Origin of the sequence: Phaeobacter sp. HF9A, from assembly GCF_011806385.1 — a bacterium.
In the GTDB taxonomy this organism is placed as follows: domain Bacteria; phylum Pseudomonadota; class Alphaproteobacteria; order Rhodobacterales; family Rhodobacteraceae; genus Epibacterium.
In genome coordinates, this window is sequence record NZ_JAATOX010000089.1 from 1 (window position 1) to 16278 (window position 16278).

Genomic DNA, 16278 nt, shown 5'->3' on the forward strand with positions numbered 1-16278 from the left:
GGGTCGGGCTGGAGATCACCGGCGAAGATGGCTTTGAGCTGTCAGACCATTCCGACATGGGACAGATTTCGCGCCAGCCCGCCGACCTTGCCGGGCAGCTTCTGAATGAGACCCACCAATACCCGGATGGCGCGATGCTCTATCTCGGGACGATGTTTGCCCCCACCAAGGACCGCGATGGCGCGGGCATGGGCTTCACCCACAAGAGCGGCGATATCGTCACCGTATACGCCGCCGAGCTGGGACGCCTTGTGAACCAGGTGCGACCCTGCAATGAGGTAACGCCCTGGACCTTTGGCACCGGGGCATTGATGCGCAATCTCGCGGCAAGGGGAGAGTTGAAATGACCAAGCGCCGTCTCAGAAGCCAGGATTGGTTCGACAACCCGGATCACGCCGACATGACCGCGCTCTATCTAGAGCGATTCATGAACTACGGGCTGACGCCGGAGGAGCTCACCGAGGGGCGCCCGATCATCGGCATCGCGCAATCCGGCAGCGATCTGTCGCCCTGCAACCGCCATCACATCGACCTGGCCAAGCGCGTCAAGGACGGCATCCGCGATGCGGGCGGCATTCCGATCGAGTTTCCGACCCATCCGATTTTCGAGAACTGCCGCCGCCCGACAGCGGCGCTGGACCGCAACCTGGCCTATCTTGGGCTGGTGGAACTGCTGCATGGCTATCCCCTGGATGGGGTCGTGCTGACCACCGGCTGCGACAAGACCACGCCCGCCGCGATCATGGCGGCGGCCACGGTTGATATCCCGGCCATTGTGCTCTCTGGCGGCGCCATGCTCGACTCGGTGCACGAGGGGCGGCTTTCGGGCTCCGGCACGGTGATCTGGCAGTCCCGCCGCCGCTATGCCGCGGGCGAGATTGACCGCGCAGAATTCCTGGAGGCGGCGCTGGAGTCCGCCCCCTCGATCGGCCATTGCAACACCATGGGCACCGCCTCGACGATGAACGCCCTGGCCGAGGCCATGGGGCTTTCGCTGACCGGCTGCGCCGCCATTCCCGCCGCCTACCGCGAACGCGGGCAGATGGCCTATCGCACCGGCAAGCGCGCGGTCGAGCTGGTGCACGAAGACCTGCGCCCCTCCAAGATCCTGACCCGCGACGCCCTGTTGAATGCCGTGCGGGTGAATGCCGCCATCGGCGGATCCACCAATGCGCAGCCGCATCTGGCCGCGATCGCCGAGGCCGCAGATGTGGAACTCAGCCATGACGACTGGCAGATCCACGGCTACGACATCCCGCTCATCGCCGATGTGCAGCCCGCCGGGCGCTTTCTGTCCGAACGCTTTCACCGCGCCGGCGGCGTCCCCGCGATCATGTGGGAACTGGCCGAGGCAGGCGTGCTGGACACCAGCTGCACCACCGTCACCGGCCAGACCATGGGCGAAAACCTCAAGGGGCGCGAAGCAAGGGACCGCGAGGTCATCCGCCCCTACAGCGCGCCGCTGATGGAACGCGCAGGCTTTCGCGTGCTCTCGGGCAATCTCTTTGATTTTGCCATCATGAAAACCTGCGTGATCTCCGAAGACTTCCGCCGCCGGTTCCTGTCGGATCCCGGCAACGAGAACTGTTTTGAGGGGCGCGCGGTGGTCTTTGACGGCTCTGAGGATTATCACACCCGCATCAATGACCCGGCGCTGGACATCGACGAACGGTCGATCCTGGTCATTCGCGGCTCCGGCCCGCTCGGCTGGCCGGGGGCGGCGGAGGTGGTAAACATGCAGCCGCCGGACCGGTTGATCCGCGCCGGGATTTCAAGTCTGCCAACCATCGGCGACGGGCGGCAATCGGGAACCGCCGACAGCCCCTCGATCGTGCATGCCTCACCAGAAAGCGCCGAAGGCGGCGGGCTGGCCTGGCTGAAAAGCGGTGACAGGATCCGCATCGACCTCAATGCGGGGCGCTGCGACATGCTGGTCGATGAGGAGGAAATCGACAGGCGCCGGCAGCAAACGCCGCCGCAGGTTCCCGCCACGCAGACCCCCTGGCAGAAGATCTACCGGCAAGAGGCCACGCAGCTCAGCGATGGGGCTGGCTTGCGGTCAGCCAAGGGCTTTCATCGCATTGCGCGCACCCTGCCCCGGCACAACCACTGAGGCGCACAAACTCGGGCGGGAGGACCTGCGCGTCCTCCACCCGATGCCAGCGAAATACACGCGCATCCACCAGCTGGCCCATCCAGAAATTGATCTGTGCCGCCTCGGCGACGCAAGACCCTGACCCGAGCCCCCTCTGCGCCCCGACACGGAATGATCGCGGGGGCGCAGCCTGTTTTGCATGTTGTCCTGCGCCCTTAGCTGGGCAGGTATTCGGCGCTCCAGCTTTCGGTGACCTGGCCAGATTTCAGCATCCGCGTGATCGCCGCATCGGAATACCCAAGCTCGGTGAGAATTTCCCGTGTCGAGGCGCCGAACTTCTCGGTCGGCGACAGGGCAAAGACCTTGCCGCGCGTGGGGCGCACCGCATAGGGGTCGAGCTGGATCACTTCATGGCCGCTGGGATGGTCGGCATAATGCGAGAAGGAATAGCTGCCCCGGTCGGTGCCGGGCGTGCCATCGGGCTCGCGCATGTTTTCAGAGCGCAGCGCGTCGATGTTGTGACAGATCGCGCAACCGATATCCGCCGCGTGCAGCCGGTCAATCCATTCGGTCGCCGGATGCATCTGGAACGCCCCCGCCAGATAGGCCGCGCGGTCCTCCTCGGCAAGATCGGGCAGCTCTGACAGGTCCTCGACATTGCGGAACCGCGGCAGGTCGGCCTCATAGGCGCTGAGCAGGATATAGACACCAGACGCCGTGCTGTAGAAACGGCTGAGCGAGTCATAGCCGTTGACCTCCGGGCCCGAGGGCTCGTCAAACAGCCCGCGCCCCTGGAAATCATAGGCAAAGGGCACCTGCAACAAGCCGCTGTTGGCCGAGAGCGAGGTCCGCCCCCGCCCGATCCGGCCAAAACGGTGCTTCTGATACAGCGCCGATGCGACTGCCAGCGCGCCGCCAAAGCCGCACATCACGTCGATGGTGCCGACATGGGCGTGTTCTTCGGGGTGGTCCATCGCGCCGCCAAAGCGCAGCATGATCCCCGTGGTGGCCTGCACCAGATCGTCATAGCCGATGTAGTCGGTCCGCACGCCGCGCCGCACACCGCTGAAGCAGTCCAGCTTGCAAAAGATCGCCTCGGGATTGAGCTTGCGCAGGCTGTCGGCATCCAGCCCCATACGCTTGATCTGGCTGTCCGGCGCGTTCCAGAAGATCACATCGACGGATTTCACCAGATCCTCGAACACCTTGCGACCATGTTCGGACTTCACATCGGCCAGGATCGACCGCTTCCCGCGCCCCTGGCTGAGACCATAGATCACGGTGTTCCAACTGTCATAGAGCGGCTGGGCCGGGTCGATCTTGATGACCTCGGCCCCGAACCGCGCAAGATAGCTGGCGGAATGCGGCCCGGCGATAACATTGCACATGTCCAGCACGCGCACGCCCGACAGCCAGCCCTCCTGCTCGACCGCGTCCTCCGGGTCGGGAATATCGGTACGCAGCTTGCGCAGCACCTTCAGCGCCTCGTCGAATTCGACCCAGCGGCGCGGCGACGGGTTCAGCGCCTCTTCGCCGCTTTCCTCCATCCAGACCACCGGGCCGGGTTGGGTCATCTCGCCATAGACCGGATCCCAGACGTCGATCATCAGACCGGAGGCCTCGGCGTATTCGTCGTTGATCCACTCTTGCAGCCAGCGCTGCGGCGCACCGGGGATGCCGGCGCGGCCAAACATGCGCTTCCACTCGTGCGAGGTCCGGGTCATAAAGACCTCTTTCATCCGCGCAGCGATCTTGTCGGCCCAGAATTTCGGCATCGGATACACCCCCAGCGAGGTATCCGTTTCCCATTCCGACTGCGGCTTGTAGGTGTCATCCTCTTCCTGCAAGCCCTCCTCGACCATCTCGTCGTAGAGGCCCAGCACCTTGAGGCAGCGGCGCGCGTGGTGCTTGTGGCTGGGGCAGACCACATAGAAACCGCGCCCGTCCTTGCACATGTAGCTGCGGAAAAACGGATCAAGCAGCTCTTGCAGATCCTCATAGGAGACATTCATCGGCAGGCCCTCGATCCGGCGCCGCTCGATCTCGACCTCGCGCTGGGTCAGGTAGCGTTCCGGCATATCCGACACTTTGATGGAGTTGTAGCACAGCCCCTCCATCACTGCCGCCGCCAGCGGCACCTCGATCTGATCGCCAAGCCCGGTCACCTGCCGCGATTGCAGCGCAAGGACGGTGGCCGAGGCCGCGATCTGCGAGGCATAGGCCGAGGCAAGCGGCAGCGGCGAGAACGACGGGCTCAGCCCCATCAGCACCCGGTTCAGCCCCATATCGGTGAAGACGCCGGAGCTGGCCGCAACCACGCTTTCAAAGGCGCGCTGTTCGCGCCGCTCCAGATCGTTGGACGCAAAGCCGGGAATGGACAGGGTGATCAGCTCCGGGCGGTCTTCGCGCATCGCAGCAAAATCAATCCCCAGCGCGGCGAGTTTACCGGGGCGGAAATTCTCGACGATAATGTCCGCTTCGGCGCAGAGCGCGCGGGCCTTGGCCAGCCCCTCTTCGGACTTCAGGTCCAGGTTCACGATGAGCTTGTTGCGCATCAGCGTCGCATTGGCAGGGCTGTCCCACATCGGGCCCTCGGGCGGGTCGATATGCACAACCGTGGCGCCCAGATCGCCAAGCAACATCGCGACGGCAGGCCCCGCGATATATTGCCCGAAATCAACAACTTTGACCCCGGTCAGGGGCAGGTTCGAGAATGATTTGCGCATGGTTCCTCCCATTTCGGACGCGCGTGTCATTGATTGGCCAGAATCCAGCGGGCCGCTTTTTCGGCGATCATCAGCGTCGGGGAATTGGTGTTACCGCTGGTGATTTCGGGCATGATGCTCGCATCCACAACCCGCAACCCGGACACCCCCTTCAGCCGCAGATGCGGGTCCAGAACGGCGCTGTCGTCATCGACGCGCCCCATCTTCACAGTCCCCACCGGGTGAAAGATCGTATTGGCGATATCGCCGGCCAGCTTGGCGAGATCGGCGTCGCTCTGGTACTGGACACCCGGTTTGAACTCCTCGGGCTCATAGGCTTTCATCGCCGGTTGCGACATGATCCGGCGGACCTGCCGCAGGCTGTCGGCCGCGACCTTCCGGTCATCCTCGGTCGCCAGGTAGTTGGGTGAAATCATCGGCGCATCGCGGAAATTGGTCGAACGGATGCGGACATGGCCCCGGCTGGAGGGGTTCAGGTTGCAGACGCTGACCGTCATCGCCGGAAAGCTGTGGAGCGGTTCGCCAAATGCATCCAGGCTGAGCGGCTGCACGTGATATTCCAGGTTGGCATGGGGCCGATCAGGGTCGGAGCGGGTAAAGGCGCCGAGCTGGCTGGGCGCCATGCTCATCGGGCCGGACCGTTTCAGCGCATATTCAGCGCCGATCATCGCCTTGCCAAAGAGGTTATTGGCCAGCGTGTTGAGCGTGCGGGTGCCGTTCACCTTGAACACCGCACGAATTTGCAGATGGTCTTGCAGGTTTTCGCCAACGGGCGCGTCTTTCACCACCTCGATGCCATGTTCGCGCAGCAGCGCCGCCGGGCCGATCCCCGAAAGTTGCAGGATCTGCGGCGAGTTGATCGCCCCCGCCGACAGCACCGTCTCGCGCCGGGCTGTCACAGTGACGGTCTGCCCCTTGCGATTGACCCGCGCGCCAGAACAGCGCAGCGCGCCATTTGCGTCGGTCTCAAAGGTCAGTTTCTCGACCTGCGCCTCGGTCCAGACCGTCAGGTTACGCCGCGCCTTGGCGGGTCTCAGAAACGCCTTGGAGGTGTTCCACCGCCAACCCGACCGCTGGTTCACGTCGAAATAACCCACACCGGCATTGTCGCCACTGTTGAAATCATCGGTCTTCTCGATCCCGGATTCCACCGCGGCATCGGCAAAACTGTCCAGAACGTCCCAACGCAGGCGCTGCTTTTCCACCCGCCATTCGCCGCCGTGTCCATGCATATCAGAGAAGCGCTCGTTGTCGCCCGTCTTCGGGTCCGCGCCGCCGTCCAGCTTATAGTGATCCTCATGCGCCTTGAAATCCCGCAGCGCGCCCTCCCAGGACCAATCGCCCTCGCCCGTCAGCGCAGCCCAGTTGTCGTAGTCGCGGGCCTGGCCGCGCATGTAGATCATGCCGTTGATCGACGAACAGCCGCCCAGCGTCTTGCCGCGCGGATAGCGCAGGCTGCGCCCATTGAGCCCCGTGTCGGCCTCGGTGTTGTACATCCAGTCAGTGCGCGGATTGCCGATGCAATAGAGATAGCCCACCGGCACGTGGATCCACGGGTAATTGTCCGCCTTGCCCGCTTCCAGCAACAAGACCCGATTGGCCGGGTCAGCGCTGAGCCGATTGGCCAAAAGACATCCCGCGGAGCCGCCACCAATGACGATGTAATCAAACGCTGTTTGGGTGTCGGCCATGTCTTTTCCTCCTGTCAGGCGAGCAGCGGAGGTCGCCCTGCCCCCGTCTCATGCGGTGGCGCTCGGCTCAAAGGCACCTCCCTGCCCAACAACTCATCCCGGTGTAGAGAGGCCGACGAAACAATCCCAATGACATATATCTCTGACTGATATTAAAATCCGTAATATGGAAAGATTCTCAAATCCCAACAGTCTTCTTGCCTTTGTTACCGTCGCCCGCGAGGGCAGCGTATCCCGTGCCGCCGAGGTCCTGAACCTGACGCAACCGGCGCTCAGCCATCAGATCCGGCGGCTGAGCGAAGAGACCGGGGTGACCTTCTTCAAACGTGCCCCGCACGGGCTGAACCTGACGCCGGACGGCAAGGCGCTGCTGCCAAAGGCAGAGGCGGTTCTGAGCGCCATGTCGGAGTTTCGGCAAAGCGCCAGCAATCAGGTCGGCCAGGTTTCGGGAAAGCTGCGGATCGGCACCATTATCGACCCGGAGTTCATCCGCCTGGGCCGCCTGCTCAGCCACCTGGGAGAGGCGCACCCCGGCATCACGACCGAACTGGTGCATGGCATCAGTGGCGACATCCTCGAAAAGCTCCGCCGCCGCCAGATCGACGCCGGGTTCTACCTGACAGACACGGGCACGACCGAGGACATTGCGACAGAGGACCCCTTGCAGGTGCAGCGGCTCGCCACGTTCAACTACCGCATCATCGCCCCCGTTGGCTGGGAATCCCGCGTCACCAACGCCAGTTGGAGCGACCTGGCACGGCTGCCCTGGATCGGCACCAGCGCGGTTTCCGTGCACAATCGCCTGCTGAGCAGGATCTTTGCGGATCACGATTGCACTCAGAACTGCGTCGCTGTCGCCGACCACGAAGCCTCGATGCTGGAGATGGTGCGCGCCGGTGTCGGCCTATGCCTGTGTCGCGAAAACATCGCGCTCGATCAGCAGCATTCCTATGGCCTCAGCCTCTGCGAAACCCAAAGCGTGCCCGCCTGCCTGGTCATGCTCACCCTCAAGGCCCGCCGATCCGCCCCCACCATCACCGCCCTCTTTGAACAGCTGGCCATCGTCTGGCGCTAGGCTCACATCAACAGCGGCGAGGGCGGCTGGTCGCCGCCGCCCTCATGACCGCCGTCCTTCACTGGCTGGCACCATGTGACATGGCTAGGCCAACCACCCGCTCTCTCCTAAAAAATCGGTGATCGTGGCACCAAGAAAGAGAATGTTGCTACCGGATGCCTGCAACATGACGCCATTTCCCTGGTTCGACATATGTGCCAGCGCGTCAGCTTCGTTGGAAATTCCTATGTCCTCAAGATTGAGCCGGTCACCATGGCCATGTTGCACCAATCGGTTGGGGGATTCACTGCATGAATCCAGCATGATAGCTGGGAGGCATGAGCAGCTGGCCCCCTACGAAGTACAAGACCACGAACTGGTCGGCTTACAATGAAGCACTGTGTCAGCGCGGATCGCTGACGATCTGGTTCGATCCCGAGATGGAGTGGGTCCCTCCGCCGACCGGGAAGCGCGGTCGCCAACAGAGCTTCAGCGATGCCGCGATCCAGGCCTGCCTGACGATGAAGGTGCTCTTTGGCATGAGCATGTCCCGGCGACCCTTGCGTACTTCAATGGCGATGCGGGGCAGGCTTGCGTCCCAATCAGCGTCCGAGACTTCCAGTGGCGCGCCACACGGCCCGAGGTGCAGGGCCACGCGGGTTTCCGGCTCAACGCGCTTGTGAGCCTTCACGCGAATGCCGCATGGGGAAAGCTGGCGGCCGAATTCGTCGCCGCGAAAAACGATCCGTCGACTCTACAGACGTTTGTGAACACCATACTCGGAACCGGCTGGCGCAGCGACGGCGATGAACTGGCCGAGGAGGCCCAAGTCGCGTTACCACCGTGTGCCGCAGGCTGTGGAAGACAAGCCCCGGCTGCTTGATCCCCAGCTTGGGCAAGAAACTCTCATTGCACCAGCGGCCCAAGTTGCGACCGTAGCCGCCATTGGCGCTGTAGCTGTAGTCTGGGAACAGGCGTGTGCCGTTCCGGCGGCAGTCCACGAAGTAGAGAAAGCCAAGGCGGATCAGCTCGGAATGCAGCGGCACCTTGCGCCGTCCTGCTTTCGACGTGCCGCTTTTGGTGTCGTCGCCTTCGTCGGTGATGTTCAGGTACCAAGTATCGCCGTCCTGCTTAACATCGGCAATGTCGAGCTGGCAAATCTCGTTCAGTCGCGCCCCGGTGAACATGCCCAAGAGCATTCCCCACTTGTGGCTGTCTTTGCGCACCAGCCCGGACAGGTTTTCCGTCAACTCGGTGTAGATCAGACGCGCTTGGTCCGGTGTGAAGGGCCTGCGCTCGTTCTCGCTGGCCTTGTCCTTACGTACTTTCATGCCTTCAAAGAGCGTGTGTGGTGAGTGCCCGTGCCGTTCCGCCCAGTCGAAGAACATCTTGAACATCTGGATATGGCTGTTGATCGTCTTGGCCGCGATCTTATTGTGCCCCGGTTCCTTGATGACCTGCATCAACGGCATAGCCTTCAACTTTGGCTTGGTGTTCCGGCTGGCTGGTAGTGCTTGCAACACCTTCTTGACCTCGCTCGCATCCTGCTTGGTGATCGTGGCAAGCAGTCGATCCGGGCCAAAGTATTCGACAAGGATGTTCAGGTAAGCCCGGTTCTGGCCGATGGTCTTGCCTGCCCATTGGCGGGAATGCTCAGCGATAAAATCATCGACCGCCGCGCACAAGGGCGATGAGGCTGGCAGAGCGGGCGCAGGAGCGGCAGGAGCGATGGCCGGGGTCACCATAGGAATAATGCTCAAGGCGCTCAGCGGCTTCTAAAACGGCTCTGAGCAAGTCCCGGCGGCCCTTGCGAAGTTCGCGTTTCATCATGGGCTGGCTGGCTTGCCAGTCCTGCGCCGTCAGGCCCGACGTTCTCAGGAACGGTTTGACAGGAAGGTACTGGTCGCTCTCCATCTCCATGTCGAGATAGCTTTCATGGTCCAGCATCTCGCACCGCACGTCTTCCAAGGCATTCTTTGACAAGCCGCGCCGGTCCAGCCAGTCAAGGTACTGGTCTAGTTGCGCCTTGAAGAAGGCTTGCACCTTCTCGCGTATCTCGGTTTGTCTCAGTCCCGCCAATGCATTGTTCTCGCGCAGTATTCGTCCGCAGGATGCAAGATGGCGGGCCAAATCACCAGCCCGATCCGGGCAACGGGTCCGCAGGGAGATGCGAACCGTGGTCCGCTTCCCCTCAATGGATGGAGGGATAGGCCAGCGGAAGTAGTAAATCCCGTGTCTTGAAGGGCTTAGATAGGATGACAGCATCATAGGGCGTGTGTCCCACTTTGTGTCACACCCGACCGTTCAGCCGGTAACCCTATGATTTAGAATGAAATGGAGGCGAGTACCGGAATCGAACCGGTGTACACGGATTTGCAATCCGCTGCGTCACCACTCCGCCAACTCGCCTCGGACGCTGTGGTTGCGTCGTACTAGGTGATTCCGGCGCAGAGCGCAAGTGGCTCTGCGGCAGAGTTTGCCTGCTGTTTATCCGAATTCGCACGGTCCTGGCTTGCGACAGCGCGGCTGCGCATCAAAGGGACTGGCAGGAGGGGCATCTCATGGCGGGCTGTGGCGGGGATGCGCATATCTTGCGGCTCGGGCTTTCACTCGCCGGCCAGGCCAAAGGGCGCGGCGGAAAACAAAAAAAGGGCGACGCCTCAACGCGTCGCCCCTCTGGAAATGCGGGATGCGTCGGGATCAGAGACCCAGCGCGGTCTTGACCTGTTTCAGCGCCGCTTGCAGGAGCTCCGGGCTGTCCTTTGCCTGGGTCACGGCCGCTTTCAGAGTGGTTTTCTTCAGCGGGTCCAGGTTGGAGCCCTCGATCATCTCCACAACCTTATCGTAGTTGAAACCCTCCGGTGTCAGCAGCTCGGGCGCGGCCTCTGGCGTGGCGGCGGCGCTGTCCAGGCTGGCGGTGGCCTCGGTGGAGGTCTCCGCCTCTGGCATCACCTCCTGCGCGGCCTCGGCAGCGGTTTCCGCGGTGTCCTCGGCTGCGGTCTGCGCGCCCTCGGTCAGGTTGGAAAGCCCCTCGCTGGCCGCATTCATCGCGTCTGATGCCCCCTCTTCCACGGCGCCCATTGCGTTTGCAGCCGTGTCCTGAGCCGCCTCGACAGCGCTGGCGGCACCGTCCTGTGCCGCTTCAAGCGCGCTGGCGGCGCCCTCAACCGCGCTGGCAGCGCCGTCCTGCGCGGTTTCAACAGCGCTGGCCGCACCGTCCTGCGCAGCCTCGACGGCGGCGGAGGCCTGCTCGCCAGCGGCCTCTGCGAGATTGCCAGCACCTTCGCTCAGGTCATTTGCTGCACCATCAATCGCATCCGCGACGTTGTCCGCGACCTCGCCAGCCTGCTCGGCCACCGACTGCGCGCTGTCTTCAGCGGCGGCTGCGGCCTCTTCGGCGGTTTGCGACGCGCTGTCGGCAGCGGCATCAGCGGCGGTGGCGACCTCTTGCGCGACCTGCGACTCTGTGCTCTCGGCTTGCGGTGCACCCTCTGCCGGCTCGGCGCTTGGGGTGACCTCATTTGCGATCTGGGCCGGGGTTGCTTCCTCGGTGCCGATCTCGGCCTGGTTCATATACCAAACGGCCCCAGCAACAACGACAACACCAACCGCGGCGACTCCTGCGATCTTCATGGCTATTCCCTCCATACCAATGTCCCGAAGCGGGACGGATTGCGTCTGTTCATCTGCTTCTATGCATGCGACAACAAGGGGGAAGTGGCGCCAGCCCCTCCCCTCGGCATTGTTTTGCCATCCTTTTCGCAGGCTGCGTTAAAACGCCAGATCTTGGCACGACGCCCGCGTTTACGGCTTGCAAGACCGAGGTGCACCGATTAAATTCCCGGCTCAAATTTCCGCAATTATCAAAGGATAGAACCCATAGCTCGCAGACCTCATAACGCGCCGCCGCAACGTGATACCGGCCCGCGCATCAACGACAAAATCCGCGCTCCAGAAATCCGCTTGATCGGCGCCGAAGGCGAAAACGTGGGCGTCGTCCACCCCGCCAAGGCCATGCAGATGGCTGAAGAGGCAGGTCTGGACCTGGTGGAGATTTCGCCCAACGCTGCGCCGCCGGTCTGTAAGATCATGGACTACGGCAAGTTCAAGTATGAACAGCAAAAACGCGAAAGCGAAGCGCGCAAGAAGCAGAAGATCATCGAGGTCAAAGAGGTCAAGTTCCGTCCCAACACGGATACCAATGACTACGACGTCAAGATGCGTAACGTCTTCAAATTCCTGGAAAACGGCGACAAGGTGAAGATCACCCTGCGTTTCCGGGGCCGCGAGATGGCGCACCAGAACCTGGGCCGCGAATTGCTGGAACGGGTTGCTGCGGACGTGAAGGAAGTTGGCAAGATCGAAAACATGCCAAAGATGGAAGGTCGTCAGATGATCATGATGATCGGCCCGCTCCCAACCAAATAATCCAAGCTGATTGTTCAGATTTGAAAGACGCCCCGCAGGCTGTTGCGGGGCGTTTTCTGTTTCAGGCCCTGCCCCGGCGCAACATCAGCGCCACACCGGCACGAGGCCCCCTGCCCCGACGCGCCAAACAAAACGCCCCCGGGACGGAGCATCCCGGGGGCGTTCTGATGACTCAGCGATCCTGGATCGCGACTCTGATCACTTGGTTATGATCTCTGGCCCCATGATGGCGTTGGGCAGCACCGTGGACAGCCAGGGGATATAGGTGATCATGATCAGGAAGACGAAGAGCACCGCAAGGAAGGGCAGCGCCGCCCGCACCACCGACATCATCGGCATTCCGGCCACGCCGGAGGTGACAAAGAGGTTCAGACCCACCGGCGGCGTGATCATACCGATTTCCATGTTCACCACCATGATGATGCCCAGGTGGATCGGGTCGATGCCCAGCTCGATGGCGATCGGGAACACCAGCGGCGCGACGATCACCAGAAGGCCCGAGGGCTCCATGAACTGACCACCGATCAGCAGGATCACGTTCACCACAATCAGGAACATCACCGGACCAAAGCCCGCAGACAGCATCGCATTGGCGATATGCTGCGGCACCTGCTCATCGGTCAGAACATGCTTCAGGATCAGCGCATTGGCGATCACGAACAAGAGCGTCACGGTGAGCTTGCCAGCCTCAAACAGCGTGTGTTTGGTATCGGCATGGAACCACGCCGTGATCAGCGCCTGCGGCTTTTTCAGCAGCGAAATCTTGGGCTGACCCTCACCATTGGAGAGCGGCCCCATGTCCTTGTAGATGAAACAGGCGATCAGGAAGGCATAGACCGCCGCGACCGCTGCCGCCTCGGTGGGGGTGAAGATACCACCATAGATACCGCCCAGGATGATCACGATCAGGAACAGACCCCAGCCCGCATCACGCGCAGAGGCAAGGACCTCGCTCCAGCCGTGCCATTCGCCCTTGGGCAGGTTCTTGACCTTGGCCATCACAAAGATGGTGACCATCAGCATGACGCCCGCCAGCAGGCCCGGGATCACCCCGGCCAGGAACATCCGCCCCACCGACACCTCGACCGCCGCCGCGTAGACCACCATCACGATGGAGGGCGGGATCAGGATGCCGAGCGTACCGGCGTTACAGATCACCCCGGCGGCGAACTCCTTGGAATAGCCCACCTGACGCATGCCCGCGATCACGATCGAGCCGATCGCCACAACCGTCGCCGGCGAAGACCCGGAAAGCGCCGCGAACATCATGCAGGCAAAGACGCCGGCAATCGCAAGGCCCCCGGGCAGGTGCCCGACACAGGCGATGGAAAAGCGGATGATCCGCCGCGCCACGCCGCCCGTGGTCATAAAGCTGGAGGCCAGGATAAAGAACGGAATGGCCAGCAGGGTGAAATGGCCTTCAAAGGCCTGAAACAACGTGCCCGCAACCGAGGCCAGCGAACTGTCGGAAAAGAACAGCAGGAACAAGGTGGACGACAGGCCCAGCGCCACGGCGATCGGCACGCCGATCAGCAACAGGCCAATGACCATTACAAATAGCAGAACAACTTCCATCAGTCATGCTCCCCCTGTTGGGCGCGCACCGCTTCCAACTCATCTTCGACTTCATGGCTGGCGACCAGACGATCCACCTGCCCGCGCAGGATTTGCACCGCCGCCTGCGCAAAGCGCAATACCAGCAGCAGCATCGACAGCGGCAACACGAAATACGGCACCACCTTGGGCAGTTTTTCGTAGGAATCGCCGTAGTTGATCAGATCTTCCAGGAACCGCAGCACACCGACCATGGGCACATCCTGCACCTCGTAAAAGCTCTGACTGCGCGCGCTCATGTCAAACCCGGTGGGAAACCAGCGCCCCGAGGTCGGCGGCAGATCGGCAAAGACCGCCCAATAATCATAGGCGCCCTTCAGCATCAGCAACGAAAAGGCCAGGCAGGCCGCGACCGAAATCAGCGCCACCACCCGGCGCCCCGCCGGCGGCAGCATATTGACGACCGCATCGACGCCCAGATGCGCATGCACCTTGACCGCATAGGACGCGCCCAACAGCACCAGCCAGGCGAACAGGAACACCGTCAGCTCCAGCCCCCAGAGGATATTGGAATTGAAGACATATCGCGCGATGACATTGGCAAATGTCAGGATCGTCATGCCCCCGAGCAATAGGGCGATCAGCGTTTCTTCGAGTCTGTGAATGACACCGGACGGACCGGTTCTGGCCTCCGACATGGTAGTCTCCCCGCTTGTTCTGGAAAAAAGGGCGGCGGCTGATCACTGCCTACCGCCCGTCAGGTGGAACGCGCCGCAGCGAGCGCGCTCCGATCTTGGTCTCTGTCAGGTCCCGGAACGGGTTACAGGCCCGCGTTGATCGACTGTGCGGCGTCGATCATGTTCTGACCAACATCGCCGGAGAATTGCTCCCAGACCGGCTTCATCGCATCGACCCAGTCCTGGCGCTGTTCCGGGGTCAGTTCGCGCACCACGCCGCCCGCAGCGATGATCGCCGCCTTGGCCTCGTTGTTGACCTTGGTGGATTCCGCGTTCCGGGTGGCGGTGACCTCATCGACGATGGTCATGAACTGGTCGCGCACCGCGGGGTCGAGGCTGTCGAGCCAGTCAACCGAGGTCACCAGCAGGTAGTCGAGCGCACCGTGGTTTGTCTCGGTCACGCCGTCCTGCACCTCAAAGAACTTCTTGCCGTAGATGTTCGACCAGGTGTTTTCCTGACCGTCCACAACACCCTGTTGCAGCGCGCCGTAAACCTCGGAGAAGGCCATTTTCTGCGGGCTGCCACCAATCGCTTCCATCTGCGCAACCAGCACGTCAGAGGATTGCACGCGGAACTTCAGCCCTTCGGCATCGCTGGGTTCCAGCAGCGGCTTGTTGGCCGACATCTGTTTCATGCCATTGTGCCAATAGGCCAGGCCTTGCAGGCCCCGGCGCTGCATGCTGTCGAGCATGGTCTGACCGTTTTCGGAGCCCTGGAACGCATCCACCGCGTCGATGTTCTTGAACATGAACGGCAGGTCGAACAGGCGGAACTGCTTGGTGAATTTCTCAAACTTGGAGAGCGACGGCGCGGCCAGTTGCACGTCGCCTTGCAGCATCGCTTCCAGCACCTTGTTGTCGTCATAAAGCGTGGAGTTCGGATAAACGACCATACACATGGTGCCGTTCATTTCCTCGTTCACGCGCTTTTCCAACAGCGATGCAGCGATGCCCTTGGGGTGTTTGTCGGTATTGGTGACATGGCTGAACTTGACGACGATCTCGCCATCATCACAGGCATCGGCCTGCGCCATACCAGCAGTTACACTCAGCGCCATCGCGGTGGCAGCAGCAGTCAGGAATTTCATGGTGGTCCTCCCTCAGAAATTCAATGGTATCCTCCTGCCCAAAACATCTGTTTCAGGCGTGGATACAAGCATTGGGAATGCGAGGGCCTGGCTCAAGCAGCGATTCGCGATTCGTGCGATAAATCTGTTTTTCTATGTTATTTTAATATTTTAAAGGGCGCATACCCCGCCCCCTGGCTGGCGTCCCTGACCATCTGTGCGAAAACCCGCACAGCGCCAGCGGCGGGTTGTGCGAAAAACCGCACAGTGTTAGCGCCGATAGTCCTCGGGGCGAATCCCATAGCGGGCCAGCTTGTCGTAAAAGGTCTTGCGCGGCAACTTCAGGGCCTCGGCCGCTGCCGCCGCCTTGCCGTTCTGCCGCCCCAGTGCCGCAATTAACAGCGAACGCTCCACTTGTGCCATTTGTTCCGCCAAACCGAGGTTGGCCGCCTCGCTGACCTCTTCCGGCATGCCAAGCACGAAGCGCATCGCCGCCGACATCAGCGAGCGCGCGTTGCCGGGCCAGTCCTGCGCCATCAGATTGGCCAGCGCATCCGGGCTGATTTCCGGTGCCTCGATGCCCGCCTGCTCGGCCGCCTGCGACACGTAGTGACGAAACAGCACCGGAATATCCTGCCGCCGCTCCGCCAGCGATGGAATCCGCACCCGCATCACATCCAGCCGGTAAAACAGATCGGCGTTGAACTTGCCCGCCGCGACAAGATCCGCCAGATCCACCGAGGACCCCGCGATGATACGCACCAGCGGACCCTGCTCCAGCTGTTCCAGCACCGCGAATTGTGTCGCATCAGACATGGCAGAAAGCTCGTCGAGGAACAGCGAGCCTCCCTCGGCGCTGCGGCAGAGCTCCTCGAAGTCCGGCGGCGTCAGCCCGGCGGCGGGACGTTTCACAAAGGCGCCCTGGC

The 16278-nt window shown here is 62.1% G+C and carries 12 protein-coding genes, 1 tRNA gene and 3 pseudogenes; 6 read left to right on the plus strand and 10 right to left on the minus strand.

Going from position 1 to position 16278, the window contains the following annotated elements; translation table 11 throughout:
• Positions 1 to 347 (plus strand): annotated as a pseudogene (locus HCZ87_RS14695) (fumarylacetoacetate hydrolase); the annotation flags it as partial.
• The gene (locus HCZ87_RS14700) at positions 344 to 2113 is read left to right on the plus strand and encodes an IlvD/Edd family dehydratase (RefSeq protein ID WP_167644813.1); all 1770 of its coding nucleotides are present in this window, start codon (positions 344 to 346) and stop codon (positions 2111 to 2113) included. The pseudogene HCZ87_RS14695 and the gene HCZ87_RS14700, both read left to right, overlap by 4 nt.
• Positions 2114 to 2310: 197 nt before the next feature.
• Here the strand turns inward: HCZ87_RS14700 and HCZ87_RS14705 are convergent, their stop codons facing one another.
• Together HCZ87_RS14705 and HCZ87_RS14710 are read right to left on the minus strand one after the other, a co-directional pair.
• A complete protein-coding gene (locus HCZ87_RS14705; protein WP_167644815.1) occupies positions 2311 to 4821 on the minus strand; it encodes a CoA transferase in 2511 nt (836 codons plus the stop codon).
• A gap of 26 nt (positions 4822 to 4847) precedes the next feature.
• The gene (locus HCZ87_RS14710; protein ID WP_167644817.1) at positions 4848 to 6512 is read right to left on the minus strand and encodes a GMC family oxidoreductase; all 1665 of its coding nucleotides are present in this window, start codon (positions 6510 to 6512) and stop codon (positions 4848 to 4850) included.
• A gap of 166 nt (positions 6513 to 6678) precedes the next feature.
• Here HCZ87_RS14710 and HCZ87_RS14715 point away from each other — a divergent pair, with 166 nt between their 5' ends.
• The 3 genes and pseudogenes from HCZ87_RS14715 to HCZ87_RS21345 all read left to right on the plus strand — a co-directional run bounded on the left by HCZ87_RS14715 (position 6679) and on the right by HCZ87_RS21345 (position 8449).
• Positions 6679 to 7587, plus strand: a complete 909-nt coding sequence (locus HCZ87_RS14715) for a LysR family transcriptional regulator (RefSeq protein ID WP_167644819.1) — start codon at positions 6679 to 6681, stop codon at positions 7585 to 7587.
• A gap of 317 nt (positions 7588 to 7904) precedes the next feature.
• Positions 7905 to 8120 (plus strand): annotated as a pseudogene (locus HCZ87_RS14720) (transposase); the annotation flags it as partial.
• 125 nt (positions 8121 to 8245) lie between these two features.
• The gene (locus HCZ87_RS21345; RefSeq protein ID WP_368484133.1) at positions 8246 to 8449 is read left to right on the plus strand and encodes a terminase gpA endonuclease subunit; all 204 of its coding nucleotides are present in this window, start codon (positions 8246 to 8248) and stop codon (positions 8447 to 8449) included.
• Between the two features lie 782 nt (positions 8450 to 9231).
• Here the strand turns inward: HCZ87_RS21345 and HCZ87_RS14730 are convergent.
• The 4 genes and pseudogenes from HCZ87_RS14730 to HCZ87_RS14740 all read right to left on the minus strand — a co-directional run bounded on the left by HCZ87_RS14730 (position 9232) and on the right by HCZ87_RS14740 (position 11199).
• The gene (locus HCZ87_RS14730; protein WP_167644821.1) at positions 9232 to 9696 is read right to left on the minus strand and encodes a hypothetical protein; all 465 of its coding nucleotides are present in this window, start codon (positions 9694 to 9696) and stop codon (positions 9232 to 9234) included.
• A gap of 39 nt (positions 9697 to 9735) precedes the next feature.
• A pseudogene (locus HCZ87_RS21350) lies at positions 9736 to 9834 on the minus strand (hypothetical protein); the annotation flags it as partial.
• Between the two features lie 67 nt (positions 9835 to 9901).
• Positions 9902 to 9975: transfer RNA gene (locus HCZ87_RS14735), tRNA-Cys, on the minus strand.
• Positions 9976 to 10266: 291 nt separating this feature from the next.
• Positions 10267 to 11199 (minus strand): hypothetical protein, encoded by a 933-nt coding sequence (locus HCZ87_RS14740; RefSeq protein ID WP_167644823.1) that lies wholly within the window; start codon positions 11197 to 11199, stop codon positions 10267 to 10269.
• A gap of 246 nt (positions 11200 to 11445) precedes the next feature.
• Between HCZ87_RS14740 and infC the strand changes: the two genes are divergently transcribed.
• On the plus strand, positions 11446 to 11994 hold the full coding sequence (infC, locus tag HCZ87_RS14745) for a translation initiation factor IF-3 (protein ID WP_167644833.1): 549 nt from the start codon (positions 11446 to 11448) through the stop codon (positions 11992 to 11994).
• Positions 11995 to 12192: 198 nt separating this feature from the next.
• Here the strand turns inward: infC and HCZ87_RS14750 are convergent, their stop codons facing one another.
• The 4 genes from HCZ87_RS14750 to HCZ87_RS14765 all read right to left on the minus strand — a co-directional run.
• Entirely contained in the window at positions 12193 to 13569 is a 1377-nt protein-coding gene (locus HCZ87_RS14750) for a TRAP transporter large permease (protein WP_167644825.1), read from the minus strand.
• Positions 13569 to 14246 (minus strand): TRAP transporter small permease, encoded by a 678-nt coding sequence (locus tag HCZ87_RS14755; RefSeq protein WP_167644827.1) that lies wholly within the window; start codon positions 14244 to 14246, stop codon positions 13569 to 13571. The genes HCZ87_RS14750 and HCZ87_RS14755 overlap by 1 nt, the downstream gene beginning before the upstream one ends.
• 122 nt (positions 14247 to 14368) lie before the next feature.
• Entirely contained in the window at positions 14369 to 15373 is a 1005-nt protein-coding gene (locus HCZ87_RS14760) for a DctP family TRAP transporter solute-binding subunit (RefSeq protein WP_167644829.1), read from the minus strand.
• 249 nt (positions 15374 to 15622) lie between these two features.
• Positions 15623 to 16278 (minus strand): sigma-54 dependent transcriptional regulator (locus tag HCZ87_RS14765; protein ID WP_167644831.1); only part of this gene is annotated, 656 nt, incomplete at its 5' end.

What these genes read in the sequence shown, in the direction of transcription:
- HCZ87_RS14750 (WP_167644825.1), bottom strand. Translation starts at nt 13,569, where the DNA reads ATGGAAGTTGTTCTGCTATTTGTAATGGTCATTGGCCTGTTGCTGATC.
- HCZ87_RS14715 (WP_167644819.1), top strand. Translation starts at nt 6,679, where the DNA reads ATGGAAAGATTCTCAAATCCCAACAGTCTTCTTGCCTTTGTTACCGTC.
- HCZ87_RS14740 (WP_167644823.1), bottom strand. Translation starts at nt 11,199, where the DNA reads ATGAAGATCGCAGGAGTCGCCGCGGTTGGTGTTGTCGTTGTTGCTGGG.
- HCZ87_RS14700 (WP_167644813.1), top strand. Translation starts at nt 344, where the DNA reads ATGACCAAGCGCCGTCTCAGAAGCCAGGATTGGTTCGACAACCCGGAT.
- HCZ87_RS14705 (WP_167644815.1), bottom strand. Translation starts at nt 4,821, where the DNA reads ATGCGCAAATCATTCTCGAACCTGCCCCTGACCGGGGTCAAAGTTGTT.
- HCZ87_RS14755 (WP_167644827.1), bottom strand. Translation starts at nt 14,246, where the DNA reads ATGTCGGAGGCCAGAACCGGTCCGTCCGGTGTCATTCACAGACTCGAA.
- HCZ87_RS14710 (WP_167644817.1), bottom strand. Translation starts at nt 6,512, where the DNA reads ATGGCCGACACCCAAACAGCGTTTGATTACATCGTCATTGGTGGCGGC.
- HCZ87_RS14760 (WP_167644829.1), bottom strand. Translation starts at nt 15,373, where the DNA reads ATGAAATTCCTGACTGCTGCTGCCACCGCGATGGCGCTGAGTGTAACT.